Below are 13,606 nucleotides of genomic sequence, written 5' to 3' on the forward strand. Positions count from 1 at the left end.
ATCGGCGCTCTTACAGCGCTTCTGAATCGGTTTCGCCGGTGCGGATGCGCACGGCGTGGTCAATCGAATAGACGAAGATCTTGCCGTCGCCGATCTGGCCGGTCTTGGCGGCCGAGGCGATCGCGTCGACGGCCTTGTCAACGATCTCCGACGGAACCGCGATCTCGATCTTCAGCTTCGGCAGGAAGCTTACGGCGTATTCGGTGCCACGGTAAATTTCGGTGTGCCCCTTCTGGCGGCCGTAGCCCTTCACTTCGGTCACGGTCAAACCCTGGATGCCTACGGCGGTCAGGGCTTCGCGAACCTCATCGAGCTTGAACGGCTTGATAATGGCCATCACAATTTTCATCGGCTTCCCATCCTTGTCTGCCTCCGCGCGGAGGCCGTCTCTCCTTGCTGCTTAAGCGCGTGAAGCGCTGGGCAACCGAAAAGTCACATTCAAGGGGCGTGCCAGATTCAATTTAGGCGGCGTAAATTCAGGAAAAGACACGAAAAAACCACGACTCCTGCGCTCGCCGGCGCGGAATGCTAAAAAAGCAGCCAATTAAAAAGCCGATAAAATAGGCAAAAGCCAAAAAATGGCTCAATATTGTTTATTTTTTACTCAACTGCCTTTTTACGGATCAGGCCTTCCTGCGCCACCGAGGCGATCAGCACGCCGGAACGATCGAACAGGCTGCCGCGCGTCATGCCGCGTGCGCCATGCGCGCTCGGACTGTCCTGGGTGTAGAGCAGCCAGTCGTCCATTTTGGAGGGCCGATGGAACCACATGGCATGGTCGAGGCTCGCGACCTGCAGCGTCCGATCGAAGACCGAGGTGCCGTGCGCATAGAGCGAGGTATCGAGCAGGGTCATGTCGGAGAGGTAGGCAAGCACGGCCGCCTGCAGATGCCGCTCGTCCGGCACCTGGCCGACGGCCTTCACCCAGACGTCCTGCCGCGGCGCGGCCTTGTCGCGTGAGAAATAGTGCTCGAGCGAGGTCGGCCGGATCTCGATCGGCCGCGGCCGTTCCCAATAACGGCGGATCGCTTCCGGTGCATGGACGAGGAATTTCTCCCGCAGCTCCTTTTCGCCCGGCAGGGCTTCCGGCATCGGCACGTCGGGCATGTCGAACTGATGGTCGAAACCGCCCTCGTCGAACTGGAAGGAGGCCGACATGGAGAAGATCGCCTTGCCGTGCTGGATCGCCACGACGCGGCGCGTCGCGAAGCTCGATCCGTCGCGGATGCGGTCGACCTCGTAGATAATCGGCACGGTCGGGTCGCCGGGCCGCAGGAAATAGGCGTGCAGCGAATGGACGTAGCGGCCGGCATCCACGGTGCGTTGCGCGGCAACGAGCGCCTGGCCGATCACCTGCCCTCCGAACACCCGCTGCCACCCGACCTGGGGGCTCAAGCCGCGGAACAGATTCTCCTCGAGCTTCTCGAGATCGAGAATGGCGAGAAGCGCATCCATGGGGGTTTCGGCGGGGCGCGACATTTCGGCGGTCTCCTCTACAGCGGCGCGCGTCTTTTCAGACGCGCAAAGGCGGCTGTACACTTTGAGTTGCTGCATGTCTCCTTAAATCGCCCCGACTCAAGGAGACATGCAGCAGTAGGAACGGCGATGGCATTGATCTATATACGCACGGATCGATGCTCAAGTGCGACGGGAGAAGGCGGGATGATCGATGTACTGATTGCCGGAGGCGGTTATGTCGGCCTGTCGCTTGCCGTATCGCTGAAGAAAGCGGCTCCCCATTTCGCCGTGACGGTCGTAGACGGTGCGCCGGAGGACGCCTGGAAAAGGGACGAACGGGCCTCCGCGGTGGCGCTTGCCGCAGAGCGCATGCTCGACGTGCTCGGGGTCTGGAGCGCGATCGCGCCGGAGGCCGAACCGATCCTCCGAATGGTGATCACCGATTCGAAAGCCGCCGATCCCGTCCGTCCGGTGTTCCTGACCTTCGAGGGCGACGGCGGCGAGGGCCGTCCCTTTGCGCATATGGTGCCGAACACCGCGCTGGTCGGCGCCTTGCGCGACGCCTGCCTGGAGCTCGGCGTGGCGATCCGCCAGGCGGCGATGGTCGAGAGCTTCAAGAGCGGCGACCACGCTGTTGCCGTGACGCTCGCCGGCGGCGAGGCGCTCGAGGCGCGGCTGCTGGTCGCCTGCGACGGCGTGCGTTCGAAATTGCGCGAGGCGGCCGGCATCAAGGTCGTCGAGTTCGATTACGGCCAGTCCGGCATCGTGACCACGGTCGAGCACGAGCGGCCGCATGGCGGCACGGCGGAGGAGCATTTCCTGCCGGCCGGCCCCTTCGCCACCCTGCCGCTCAAGAACAATCGCTCCTCGCTCGTCTGGACGGAGAGCAGCTACGATGCCGAAAGGCTGTTGAAAGAGGATGACTTCATTTTCGAGGAGGAGCTGCAGCGCCGCTTCGGCCACAAGCTCGGCCATCTCAAGGTGGTGGGCGGCCGCAGGGCCTTTCCGCTCGGCCTGACGCTGGCGCGCGATTTCGTCGCCCCCCGTTTCGCGCTGGCGGGCGATGCCGCCCACGGCATCCACCCGATCTCCGGCCAGGGCCTCAATCTCGGCTTCAAGGACGTGGCCGCCCTTGCCGAAACGATCGTCGAGGCGGATCGCCTCGGCCTCGATATCGGCTCGCTCGCCGTCCTCGAGCGCTACCAGATCTGGCGGCGCTTCGACACGTTCCGGATGGGCGTGACGACGGATGTGCTGAACCGGCTGTTCTCCAACGACATCACGCCGGTGAGGGTGCTGCGCGACGTCGGCCTCGGCCTCGTCGATCGCCTGCCGTCGCTCAAGAATTTCTTTATCCGCCAGGCGGCCGGCATTGCCGGCGAAGCGGACCCGCGATTGCTGTCGGGGCAGCCTATCTGAGGAAGCGCTCGGGGTTCGGTCTCACTGCTCCGACAGCTTCATATCCGGCTGGTAATCCTTGCCCTCCACCTCTTTCACCACCGCCTGGCCGCATTGCATGTGCTGGGTATCGGCGTTGAAGGCATAGGTGGGCGAGCCGTGCAGGCTCCAACCCTGGTTCAAAGCCGCCGTCACCTTGTGGCAGAACGAAGCGTCGTCGGGGCCCGTCAGAAATCTGTAGAGTATCAAGGTTTCACCTTTCGCCTTTCGATAATGTTCGCTTTCGCGGCGAGTTTCAGGGCCTGGTCGAGATGGAGGCGCTCGACCATGCGGCCGTCGAGATTGATCACGCCCTTGCCGGCATGTTCCGGCCGGGCGAAGGCATCGATGATCGCGCGCGCCTCGTCGAGCGCCGCCTGGTCTATGCCGAAGCAGCGATTGGCTTCGTCGATCTGGGCGGGGTGGATCAGCATCTTGCCGTCGTACCCCATGTCGCGCCCCTGCCGGCACTCGGTCCCAAAACCCTCCGCGTCGCGAAAATCGTTGAAGACCGCGTCGATGGCGTCGAGACCGCTGCCGCGGGCGGCAAGCAGGACCTGCATCAGCCATGGCACGAGATAGGTGCGGCCGGGAAGGGCGGGAACGCCCGTCGCCTTGCGCAGGTCGTTGAGGCCGACGACGAAGCAATCGAGCCGACCGCCGACGGTGCGCCCCATCTCGGCGATCGCCGGCACGTTGATGACACCGCGCGGCGTCTCGATCATCGCCCAGAGCCGCAGGCTTTCGGGCGCGTCGTTGTCGGAGAGCCAATCGAGCACCGCTTGGATGTCGGCAGGGCTTTCGACCTTCGGCAGAAGAATGGCGTCCGGGCGCAGCACGACCGAGGCGGCAAGATCCGCTTCGCGGAATCCCGATTCCGCCACATTGATGCGGATGATCGCTTCGCCGTCGGGACGGTTTGCGGACAGATGGCTGACAAGGGCGTCGCGGGCTTGCGCCTTGTGCTCGGGCGTCACGGCATCCTCGAGGTCGAAGATCACCGCGTCTGCGGCAAGGTCCTTGATCTTGGCGAGCGCGCGGGGATTGTCGGCAGGAACGCTAAGCACGGAGCGGCGGAGCCGCACGGGATGATGATCTGTCGCACGTGTCATGCAACCCGTTGTGCCCGCCTTTGTTGCCTTGCGCAAGGTCGAAGGCCCCTCTTGCAAGCGGTGCCGCGAGCCACCACATGGCTTAAAGAAAGGTGACGAACATGCAAAGCATCCGCTCTGTTCTTTTCACGGCCGCCGCCATTGCCATCACGGTCGCGGCCTTCGTGCTGACCGCCTCGCTCGCCCTGGCGCTTGCCGGCATCGCCGCCGTCGTCGCGATCGGCAGTGCGATCGCCGCGCGGTTCAGGGCGAAGCCGATGCCGGCACGGGCCCGGGCAAATGCCGGCCAGCAGCGCGAAATGCGGATCTGGAACGACGGGCGCGGCACGATCATCGATCTCTAGAAACGCTCAAAGGACGCTCCAGAAGCGAGCCGCCAAGGCCCGCAGCACAGATTCTCCTTCATTTCGGCGCGAAACTGATCTAAACGCTCTCCCAACACTTCCGCTGAAATCGAAGGCTAGACCATGGACAAGTTCGTCAAGCTCACCGGCGTTGCTGCGCCCCTGCCCGTCGTCAACATCGACACGGACATGATCATCCCGAAGGACTACCTGAAGACGATCAAGCGCACCGGCCTCGGCACGGGGCTTTTCGCCGAGGCGCGCTACAACGAGGACGGCACGCCGAACCCCGATTTCGTGCTCAACAAGCCGGCCTATCAGAACGCCAAGATCCTGGTTGCCGGCGACAATTTCGGCTGCGGCTCCTCGCGCGAGCATGCGCCCTGGGCGCTCCTCGATTTCGGCATCCGCTGCGTCATCTCGACGTCTTTCGCCGACATCTTCTACAACAACTGTTTCAAGAACGGCATCCTGCCGATCGTCGTCAGCCAGGCCGACCTCGACAAGCTGATGGACGATGCCAACCGCGGCTCCAATGCCGTCTTGTCTGTCGATCTGGAAGCCCAGGAAATCACCGGCCCGGACGGCGGTTCGATCAAGTTCGAGATCGATGCCTTCAAGCGCCATTGCCTGCTGAACGGCCTCGACGACATCGGCCTGACGCTCGAAAAGGCGGGCGCCATCGACAGCTTCGAGAAGTCGACCGCCGCATCGCGCCCCTGGGCCTGAACGGCTCGCGGATGACGCGCAGGCTGATTTCGACCGGATCGCCCTTCGAGAAGACGGCAGGCTATTCGCGTGCCGTCGTCAAGGGCGACTGGTGCTTCGTCTCCGGCACGACCGGCTACGACTACGCCAGCATGACCATGCCGAAGACGGTCGAGGAACAGGCGCGCAACTGCCTGAAGACGATCGAGGCTGCGCTGAAGGAAGCCGGCTTCTCGCTCTCGGACGTCGTGCGCAATCATTACTACGTCACCGACGCCAGCTTCGCCGACCGGGTCTTCCCGATTTTCGGCGGGGTTTTCGGCGAGATCCGCCCAGCCGCGACGATGGTCGTTTGCGACCTGATCCGCCCGGAAATGCTGATCGAAATCGAGGTCACGGCATTTCGCGGGTGAGGCGGGATCGGTTTTCGCGCATTCATCAACCTCGAGAGTAGCAGGTCCATGCAGTTTGAAGGTACCGCCGACTATATTGCCGACAAGGACCTGATGGTCGCCGTCAATGCGGCGATAAGGCTGGAGCGGCCGCTGCTCGTCAAGGGCGAGCCAGGCACCGGCAAGACCGAGCTCGCCCGCCAGATCGCCGCGGCACTTGGCCTCGACCTCATAGAGTGGAGCGTCAAATCGACCACCAAGGCGCAGCAGGGGCTCTACGATTACGACGCCGTCTCGCGGCTGCGCGACAGCCAGCTCGGCGACGCCCGCGTCAACGACGTGAAGAACTATATCCGCAAGGGCAAGCTCTGGCAGGCTTTCGAGGCGTCGGAAAAGGTGGTGCTGCTGATCGACGAGATCGACAAGGCGGACATTGAATTTCCCAACGACCTCTTGCAGGAACTCGACCGGATGGAGTTCCACGTCTACGAGACCGGCGAGACGATCCGCGCGCGACACCGGCCGATCGTCGTCATCACTTCGAACAACGAAAAGGAACTGCCGGACGCCTTCCTGCGCCGCTGCTTCTTCCACTATATCCGCTTTCCCGATGCCGAGACGCTCGCCCGCATCGTCGAGGTCCACTATCCGGGCATCCGCAAGACCCTGCTATCGGCGGCCCTTGCCGCCTTCTACGGCATCCGCGAGGTGCCGGGGCTCAAAAAGAAGCCCTCGACCTCCGAGGCTCTCGACTGGATCCGCCTTCTGGTCGCCGATGAGATCGATCCGGCCGACCTGCGCGCCGATCCAAAATCGATGCTGCCGAAGCTGCACGGCGCCCTTTTAAAGAACGAGCAGGACGTGCACCTGTTCGAGCGCCTGGCCTTCATGGCGCGCCGCGACGCATGAGCCCGGACGCGCAAAAGGTCCTGATCTACGCCACCTGGCGGGGTTCGCTGCTGGTCTTCGACGAACCGGATTTTCCCGAAATCGAGCTGCAGGTGCCGGGCGGCACGATTGAGCCGGGCGAGAGCCCGGAAGGCGCGGCCCGTCGGGAATTTTTCGAGGAGACCGGGCTCACGCTGCCGGACACGGCGACGCAATTCGCCACCCGGGATTTTCGCTACGGGAAAGGTGATAGGGAAATCTGCCATCGCCGCCACTATTTCCACGTCGCCCTTGAAGGCGAACAGCGGCAAACATGACTGCATCACGAAATGACGCCGGACGGCGGTGGAGCGCCGATCCGCTTCCGCTTCTTTTGGATGAGCCCCGAAAAGGCCGTCACGCGTCTGGGGTACGGAATGCAGGAAGGTCTGGACTTGCTGCAGTGCGCGACGCTTCGCCCTTTTCCTCGGGTTTGCCCCTCTCCTCGGGCTTAACCCGAGGACTAGCCCCCGCTCGCGGGGGGGAGAGCTTGGGCGCCGCCGCGAGTCCCTTCTCCCCGTTGAACGGGGAGAGGTGGCCGGCAGGCCGGATGAGGGGCCGCAAACCCCAAGACTCCTTTTCCATTGACCACCTGCCCCGCGCCACGCTATCAAACGATCCTGTGGTGATTTGGCCGGCCGGCTTGCAGCCACGTTAAAGAAATCGCTAAAGGGCCGAGGAAAGAACGGATTTCCGAGGACCGGTCGCGATCATCTCGCCGCCGGTTTTTTTGTATTGATCGAGTGGAACCATGCCCATCAAGATTCCCGATACGCTGCCCGCCTTCGAAACGCTCGTCAACGAGGGCGTGCGGGTGATGACCGAGACGGCGGCGGTCCGCCAGGACATCCGGCCGCTGCAGATCGGGCTCTTGAACCTGATGCCGAACAAGATCAAGACGGAAATCCAGATCGCCCGGCTGATCGGCGCGACGCCGCTGCAGGTGGAGCTGACGCTGGTGCGCATCGGCGGCTACCGGCCGAAGAACACGCCCGAGGAGCATCTCTTCGCCTTCTACGAGACCTGGGAGGAGGTCAAGGGCCGCAAGTTCGACGGCTTCATCATCACCGGCGCCCCGGTCGAGACGCTCGACTATGAAGAGGTCACCTATTGGGACGAGCTCAAGCGCATCTTCGACTGGACGGAAACGCATGTGCACTCGACGCTGAACGTCTGTTGGGGCGCGATGGCGGGGATCTACCACTTTCACGGTGTTCCGAAATATCCGCTCAAGGAAAAGGCCTTCGGCGTCTATCGCCACCAGAACCTCAAGCCCTCGTCGGTCTATCTGAACGGCTTTTCCGATGACTTCGCCGTCCCCGTGTCGCGCTGGACCGAGGTGCGCCGCGCCGATATCGACCGGGTTCCGAGCCTCGAGATCCTGATGGAATCGAAGGAGATGGGCGTTTGCCTGGTGCACGAGAAGAAGGGCAACCGGCTCTACATGTTCAATCATGTCGAATATGATTCAACTTCGCTTTCGGACGAATATTTCCGCGACGTCGATGCCGGCGTGCCGATCAAGCTGCCGCACGACTACTTTCCGCACAATGATTCGACCCTGCCGCCGCAGAACCGCTGGCGCAGCCATGCGCATCTCTTCTTCGGCAACTGGATCAACGAGATGTACCAGACGACACCCTACGAGCTCGAAAAGATCGGCAGCGGAGAGTGATGTTCATCCCCTTCTTCCTCGAACTGAAGGCAGAGAAGATCCCGGTGACGCTTCGGGAGTTTCTGTCGCTGATCGAGGGAATGGAGAAGGGGATCGCCGCCTTTGACGTGGAGGCCTTCTATTTTTTGGCGCGCACGGCGCTGATCAAGGACGAGCGCTACATCGACCGCTTCGACCGGGTGTTCCGGCATTGCTTCGCCGGGCTCCAAGCGGTTTCCCCGTCGCAGAATGTTGCCGAAGTGGCGATCCCCGAGGAATGGCTGAAGAAGCTCGCCGAGAAATATCTGACCGAGGAGGAGAAGAAGCTCGTCGAGGCGCTCGGCGGTTTCGACAGGCTGATGGAGACGCTGCGCCAGCGGCTTGCCGAGCAGACCGGCCGTCACCAGGGCGGCTCGAAATGGATCGGCACGGCCGGCACCTCGCCCTTCGGCGCCTATGGCTACAATCCCGAAGGTATCAGGATCGGCCAGGAAGGCTCGCGTCATCGGCGTGCGGTCAAGGTCTGGGACCGGCGCGAGTTCAAGGACTACGACGACACAGTCGAGCTCGGTACCCGCAACATCAAGGTGGCGCTGAAGCGGCTCAGGCGCTGGGTGCGCCAAGGGGCGGCCGACGAACTCGACCTCTCCGGCACGATCCGTTCCACCGCCGAGCACGGCTATCTCGACGTGGTCACCCGGCCGGAGCGCCGCAATGCCGTCAAGCTCCTGATGTTCTTCGACGTCGGCGGATCGATGGACGACCACATCCGCATCGTCGAGGAGCTGTTCTCGGCGGCCCGCGCCGAGTTCCGCCAGATGGACTATTTCTACTTCCACAATTGCGTCTATGAGGGCCTGTGGAAGGACAATCGCCGCCGCCGCGCCGACATTACCCGCACCACGGAGGTCCTGCGCACCTATGGCAGCGATTACCGCGCCATCTTCGTGGGCGACGCCGCGATGAGCCCCTACGAGATCAGCCATCCGGGCGGCTCGGTCGAGCACTGGAACGACGAAGCGGGGGCGCTCTGGCTCGAGCGCCTGACGGCGCATTTCCCGCGGTCGATCTGGCTCAACCCGGTGCCGGAGAGCCATTGGCGCCATACCCATTCGATCGGCGTGATCCGCGCGCTCTTTCACGGGCGGATGTTCCCGCTGACGCTCGCCGGCCTGCAGGCGGCGACCAAAGAATTGTCGCGTTGAAAAGTGTGACTTTCCGGTTGCCGCCCCGCCGGAAATGACGCAGTTTGTCGCCCGCTTGGATGATGTCGCGAGGGGAGAAACGATGAGCACCGACACGGAAATCTTCGGCCACCTGCCGTCCGGCGAACCGGTGCATCGGCTGACGCTCACGGGCGGCGGGCTGACCGCCAGGGTTTTGACCTGGGGCTCGGTCATCCAGGACCTGCGGCTCGACGGCCATCAGGCGCCGCTCGTGCTCGGCTTTGAGGATTTCCAAAGCTATCCGGCCCATTCCTCCTATTTCGGCGCCACGCCCGGGCGCAACGCCAACCGCATCGGCGACGGGCGCTTCATGCTCGACGGCAAGGCCTATCAACTCGAGCTCAACGAGAAGGGCGTCACACATCTGCACGGCGGCAGCGACAATATCGGCAAGCGCAACTGGACGATCCTCGACCGGGCGGAGGGCAGCGTGACGCTCCGGATCACCGATCCCGATGGCCGCGCCGGCTATCCCGGCAACTGCACGGTGACCTGCACCTATGCGCTGAAGCCGGGCGGCACGCTGAACGTCCTCTACGAAACCGAGACCGACGCGCCGACGCTCGCCAATGTCTGCCAGCACAGCTATTTCAATCTCGACGGCGGCGAGGACGCGCGCGGCCATGACATCATGATCGCCGCCGACCATTACCTGCCGACGGACGAGCGGCTGATCCCGACCGGCGAAATCCGCCCCGTCGCCGGCACTGCCTTCGACCTCCGCGAGATGACCTCGCTCAAGCGCCAGATGCAAGGCGACAGGATCGCCTATGACCATAATTTCTGCCTCTCGCCGGAGCGCATGCGGAAGCGCTCGGTGGCGCTGGTGCGCAGCATCAATTCCGGCGTCTCGCTGGAGGTGCGGACGACCGAGCCCGGCGTCCAGCTTTACACCGGATCCAAACTGAACGTGCCGGTCTCTGGCCTCGAAGGCCGCCGCTACGGCCCCTTCGCCGGCTTCTGCCTCGAGACGCAAGTCTGGCCCGATGCGGTGAACCACCGAGGTTTTCCGAATGGTGTGCTGAGGCCGGGTGAGGTGCTCCGGCAAGAGACGGACTACGTTTTCGCCAAGAGCTGAAACGGATATATAGCGCGAAGTATCTAAAGGTGCTCAAAGAGGGAGAGAGCGAAGCTTCGTGTGTTTGCCGATCGGAACTCGTGCATCGAAGGTGCGGCAACGATGCTTGTCAGATGATACATGTCAGGCCATCTGGAAACGATTGTCGCTGCCACCATGTGCATAGGCGATTTTTGATAGGCGGGCGCCAAGACAAAGCCGTGTAACCCAGCGGAGCGTAGTGCTGCTCGTTCTGCCGAATTTCTGAGAACTCGGGTATCTCCGGTGATGAACATCCACGATTCCGCTGAGGTGCGCAGAAATTCTATCCATTCCAAATCGGTGAATTTCGCCCGCGCGGTAAGCCGGAGAGATCTTTGATGTGCAGGGCCGAGTGGCCAAAGTGACTTATGAAACCATGTAATGTTGAGGCGAGAACTGGCGAGGTGCAGTTGTCGAACAGAACCTTCACGCAGCCATCCGCTGACTGAGAGAACCTTCAAATTCCACGGCGCGGCGCACCGATGATTCGGGCACGTCAAAGGCCCGAGCTGCGCCGACAATGCCCTCTTGCTTTGCGGCCGCGTCCAATATGGCAGTTGGCACGCTTGAGGCGGCATCAATTGGTTGCCCAAATGAACGCGCAGGGTCGACAACAACGTTCAACCGCCGCCCTCCTGGCCACCAAAGCAGAGGGTCGCCATTCTCCGCGAAGTCCCCCGTCTTCAATATTGGGTCGATGATTCCCTTGAACTCATACTGGCGGCGAAAGATGTTCAGCAGGCGTTCTCGTTCCTGGCCGTCGGGGTCGGTCTCGATGACGTGCAAGAATATCTTACGTCCATCAGTCCGAAATCGGTCGGTAGAAAGAGGGTGGTCGCGGCCGAGCTCCTCACGGGCAATCTGAATTGCAGCGCGCACCTTTATTGCTGAAATACCTGCTCGAATGAACGCGTCTGCAACTCTGATTTCCATCAGGTCTCTGAAGTCGAGCACCAACCGATCATCACCAAGATTGATTGCCGGAGCCCAGAGCGGTGCGTACGTAGAACCCTTGACGGAGTGTCCGCGCAGCCATCGAGAGATTTTCGACGCGGGCACGTGAAGGAGGCGTCCTGCTTCCGCAGGCGTGTATAGTCCCACTCCTATCAGGTAGCTCATCCCGAAATCTCCTACGCCCATAGATTCAATAAACGAGATTCCTGTCAACAACTTTAAGCAAGTGCTCGCGAGCGCTGACAGTGAGCTTGTTAGGACGCGTTTTAGACAGGCAAAAGCTGCTAGAAAGCTGCTGATAATCTTTGAGAAAACTGGAGCGGGCGAAGGGATTCGAACCCTCGACCCCAACCTTGGCAAGGTTGTGCTCTACCCCTGAGCTACACCCGCTCATCAGACCCAGGTCCGGGGTAGTCTGTGGACCGTGGGTTGCCGCCCCGTCTTGCGGCGACCGGCGCTATATGGCCTATCGATTTTTCAAATGCAACAGGGAAATGGCGCGGAAGGCAAGAATTTTTTCGGGCTAATCCCAAAAGGCCGCCATGCCGCGATCCCCCGCCGTTGGCCGCCCTTGAGATTGCGTAAGCCGGCCCTTCCTCGTAAAGCAGGACAAAATCTAAAGCCGTCGGAAGGATCAAGATGATGAGCGAGGCACAGCCGAAATCCGCGGAAGACCTATTCCGCTTTCTCGACGAACTCGGTATCGAGCACAGGACGAAGCAGCATCAGCCGGTCTTTACCGTCGCCGAATCGGTGGCGCTGCGCGATGAAATTCCCGGCGGACATACAAAAAACCTGTTCCTGAAGGACAAAAAGGACAATTATTTCCTGCTGACCGTCGAGGAGAATGCGACGGTGGACCTGAAGACCATTCATCAGACCATCGGCGCGGCCAGCAAGGTCTCCTTCGGCAAGCCGGAGAAGCTGATGGAATATCTGGGCGTGATCCCCGGCGCCGTGACCGCCTTCGGCGCGATCAACGACACCTCGGGCAAGGTGAAGATCATTCTCGACGAGGGGCTGATGGAATTCGACACGATCAACTGCCACCCGCTCTCGAACGACCAGACGACCTCGATCGCCGCCACCGATATGCTGCGCTTCATGGAGGCGACCGGACACGAGCCGCTTGTCTTGAAAGTGACGGCCTGACATACGATCTTTGGCGCGGAAAGCATCAAGTCGGGCGGCAAGCCCGCGAGGAGAGAGAAGAATGGGCGGTAGCGACAATCCCTATGCAGGTTCCTTCGGCAACCAGATGACGGCCTCGGCCTCGTTCGGCGGGCAGCCGGCACCGAATGCCGCGGCCGCCGGCGACCTGATCAAGGAGACGACCACCGCCGCCTTCGCCCGCGACGTGCTCGAGGCCTCGCGCCAGCAGCCGGTGCTGGTCGATTTCTGGGCACCCTGGTGCGGCCCCTGCAAACAGCTGACGCCGGTCATCGAGAAGGTGGTCAAGGAAGCCGCCGGCCGCGTAAAGCTCGTCAAGATGAACATCGACGACCATCCGTCGATCGCCGGACAGCTCGGCATCCAGTCGATCCCGGCGGTCATCGCCTTTGTCGGGGGGCGTCCCGTCGACGGCTTCATGGGCGCTATCCCCGAGAGCCAGATCAAGCAGTTCATCGACCGTATCGCCGGCCCGGCCGTCGACGATTCCAAGGCAGAGGTCGAGGCCGTGCTTGCCGACGCCAAGGCGCTTTTCGAAGCCGGCGATGCCCAGAACGCCGCCGGCCTCTACGGCGCCGTGCTGCAGGCGGAGCCGGAAAACACCGAGGCGATCGCCGGCGTGGTCGAATGCATGATCGCGCTCGGCCAGCTTGCCGAGGCGCGCCAGGCGCTCTCGCAACTGCCGGAAGAACTGGCGAAAGCCGCGGCAATCGGTGCTGTTTCGAAGAAGCTCGATCAGATCGAGGAGGCTCGCAAGCTCGGCGATCCGGTGGCTCTCGAGCAGCAACTGGCGCACAACCCGGACGACCACGCGGCACGGCTGAAGCTTGCCAAGATCCGCAATGTCGAGGGCGACAGGACCGGCGCCGCCGAGCATCTCCTGACGATCATGAAGCGCGACCGCAGCTTCGAGGACGACGCCGCCCGGCGCGAGCTCCTGTCCTTCTTCGAAGTCTGGGGACCGAAGGATCCGACGACGATTGCCGCCCGGCGCAAGCTGTCTTCTCTTCTCTTCTCCTGACCGGAAGACAGCCGGCAGCCGAGCCGTTTTTTGCGTCTCCGATCGCAGCTTTTGCCTTGAGATTTTCGAGGGATGCACCATTTCTTGAGCGTGCGGCCCGCGTT

At 62.3% G+C, this 13,606-nt stretch carries 16 protein-coding genes, 1 tRNA gene and 1 riboswitch; of the genes, 11 read left to right on the plus strand and 6 right to left on the minus strand.

The features are described from left to right. Positions 1-10: 10 nt before the first annotated feature. Both CO656_RS13450 and tesB read right to left on the minus strand, forming a co-directional pair. Complete coding sequence (locus CO656_RS13450) at positions 11-349, minus strand: P-II family nitrogen regulator (RefSeq protein ID WP_014766401.1); 339 nt, start codon at positions 347-349, stop codon at positions 11-13. A 251-nt stretch (positions 350-600) separates the two neighbouring features. Then, on the minus strand, positions 601-1,479 hold the full coding sequence (tesB, locus tag CO656_RS13455) for an acyl-CoA thioesterase II (protein ID WP_097526124.1): 879 nt from the start codon (positions 1,477-1,479) through the stop codon (positions 601-603). 183 nt (positions 1,480-1,662) lie between these two features. Here tesB and CO656_RS13460 point away from each other — a divergent pair, with 183 nt between their 5' ends. After that, complete coding sequence (locus CO656_RS13460; RefSeq protein ID WP_097526125.1) at positions 1,663-2,877, plus strand: ubiquinone biosynthesis hydroxylase; 1,215 nt, start codon at positions 1,663-1,665, stop codon at positions 2,875-2,877. Positions 2,878-2,898: 21 nt separating this feature from the next. Here CO656_RS13460 and CO656_RS13465 read toward each other — a convergent pair whose 3' ends face one another. Next, complete coding sequence (locus tag CO656_RS13465) at positions 2,899-3,105, minus strand: DUF1737 domain-containing protein (protein ID WP_097526126.1); 207 nt, start codon at positions 3,103-3,105, stop codon at positions 2,899-2,901. Then, a complete protein-coding gene (locus CO656_RS13470) occupies positions 3,102-4,007 on the minus strand; it encodes a CoA ester lyase (protein ID WP_097526127.1) in 906 nt (301 codons plus the stop codon). The genes CO656_RS13465 and CO656_RS13470 overlap by 4 nt, the downstream gene beginning before the upstream one ends. A gap of 101 nt (positions 4,008-4,108) precedes the next feature. Here CO656_RS13470 and CO656_RS13475 point away from each other — a divergent pair, with 101 nt between their 5' ends. The 8 genes from CO656_RS13475 to CO656_RS13510 all read left to right on the plus strand — a co-directional run bounded on the left by CO656_RS13475 (position 4,109) and on the right by CO656_RS13510 (position 10,336). Beyond that, positions 4,109-4,351: a hypothetical protein gene (locus CO656_RS13475; RefSeq protein WP_097526128.1), complete on the plus strand. Its 243-nt coding sequence runs from the start codon at positions 4,109-4,111 to the stop codon at positions 4,349-4,351. 123 nt (positions 4,352-4,474) lie between these two features. Then, complete coding sequence (leuD, locus tag CO656_RS13480) at positions 4,475-5,080, plus strand: 3-isopropylmalate dehydratase small subunit (RefSeq protein WP_097526129.1); 606 nt, start codon at positions 4,475-4,477, stop codon at positions 5,078-5,080. Positions 5,081-5,091: 11 nt separating this feature from the next. Beyond that, positions 5,092-5,472, plus strand: coding sequence for a RidA family protein (locus CO656_RS13485; protein WP_097526130.1), 381 nt, complete (start codon positions 5,092-5,094; stop codon positions 5,470-5,472). 48 nt (positions 5,473-5,520) lie between these two features. Beyond that, positions 5,521-6,360 (plus strand): MoxR family ATPase, encoded by an 840-nt coding sequence (locus CO656_RS13490; RefSeq protein WP_097526131.1) that lies wholly within the window; start codon positions 5,521-5,523, stop codon positions 6,358-6,360. Beyond that, positions 6,357-6,656 carry an NUDIX domain-containing protein gene (locus CO656_RS31395; RefSeq protein ID WP_337441791.1) on the plus strand — a complete coding sequence of 100 codons (300 nt, stop codon included), beginning with the start codon at positions 6,357-6,359 and terminating at the stop codon, positions 6,654-6,656. The genes CO656_RS13490 and CO656_RS31395 overlap by 4 nt, the downstream gene beginning before the upstream one ends. 334 nt (positions 6,657-6,990) lie before the next feature. Further along, positions 6,991-7,068, plus strand: a riboswitch (SAM riboswitch). 61 nt (positions 7,069-7,129) lie between these two features. Continuing rightward, positions 7,130-8,053, plus strand: a complete 924-nt coding sequence (metA, locus tag CO656_RS13500) for a homoserine O-succinyltransferase (protein WP_097526132.1) — start codon at positions 7,130-7,132, stop codon at positions 8,051-8,053. Continuing rightward, the gene (locus CO656_RS13505) at positions 8,053-9,237 is read left to right on the plus strand and encodes a VWA domain-containing protein (protein ID WP_097526133.1); all 1,185 of its coding nucleotides are present in this window, start codon (positions 8,053-8,055) and stop codon (positions 9,235-9,237) included. Before metA ends, CO656_RS13505 begins: the two co-directional genes overlap by 1 nt. 82 nt (positions 9,238-9,319) lie before the next feature. After that, positions 9,320-10,336 carry an aldose epimerase family protein gene (locus CO656_RS13510; protein WP_097526217.1) on the plus strand — a complete coding sequence of 339 codons (1,017 nt, stop codon included), beginning with the start codon at positions 9,320-9,322 and terminating at the stop codon, positions 10,334-10,336. 447 nt (positions 10,337-10,783) lie between these two features. On the opposite strand, the gene CO656_RS13515 is transcribed toward CO656_RS13510, so the two are convergent. Together CO656_RS13515 and CO656_RS13520 are read right to left on the minus strand one after the other, a co-directional pair. Then, positions 10,784-11,476, minus strand: coding sequence for a hypothetical protein (locus CO656_RS13515; protein ID WP_097526134.1), 693 nt, complete (start codon positions 11,474-11,476; stop codon positions 10,784-10,786). Positions 11,477-11,626: 150 nt separating this feature from the next. After that, positions 11,627-11,701: transfer RNA gene (locus CO656_RS13520), tRNA-Gly, on the minus strand. Between the two features lie 252 nt (positions 11,702-11,953). Between CO656_RS13520 and CO656_RS13525 the strand changes: the two genes are divergently transcribed. After that, positions 11,954-12,463: a prolyl-tRNA synthetase associated domain-containing protein gene (locus CO656_RS13525; protein WP_037418183.1), complete on the plus strand. Its 510-nt coding sequence runs from the start codon at positions 11,954-11,956 to the stop codon at positions 12,461-12,463. 61 nt (positions 12,464-12,524) lie between these two features. Next, positions 12,525-13,502 carry a thioredoxin gene (gene trxA, locus CO656_RS13530; RefSeq protein ID WP_097526135.1) on the plus strand — a complete coding sequence of 326 codons (978 nt, stop codon included), beginning with the start codon at positions 12,525-12,527 and terminating at the stop codon, positions 13,500-13,502. Positions 13,503-13,606: the final 104 nt, after the last annotated feature.

It is taken from the genome of Sinorhizobium sp. FG01, assembly GCF_002531875.1.
Lineage (GTDB): Bacteria > Pseudomonadota > Alphaproteobacteria > Rhizobiales > Rhizobiaceae > Sinorhizobium > Sinorhizobium fredii_C.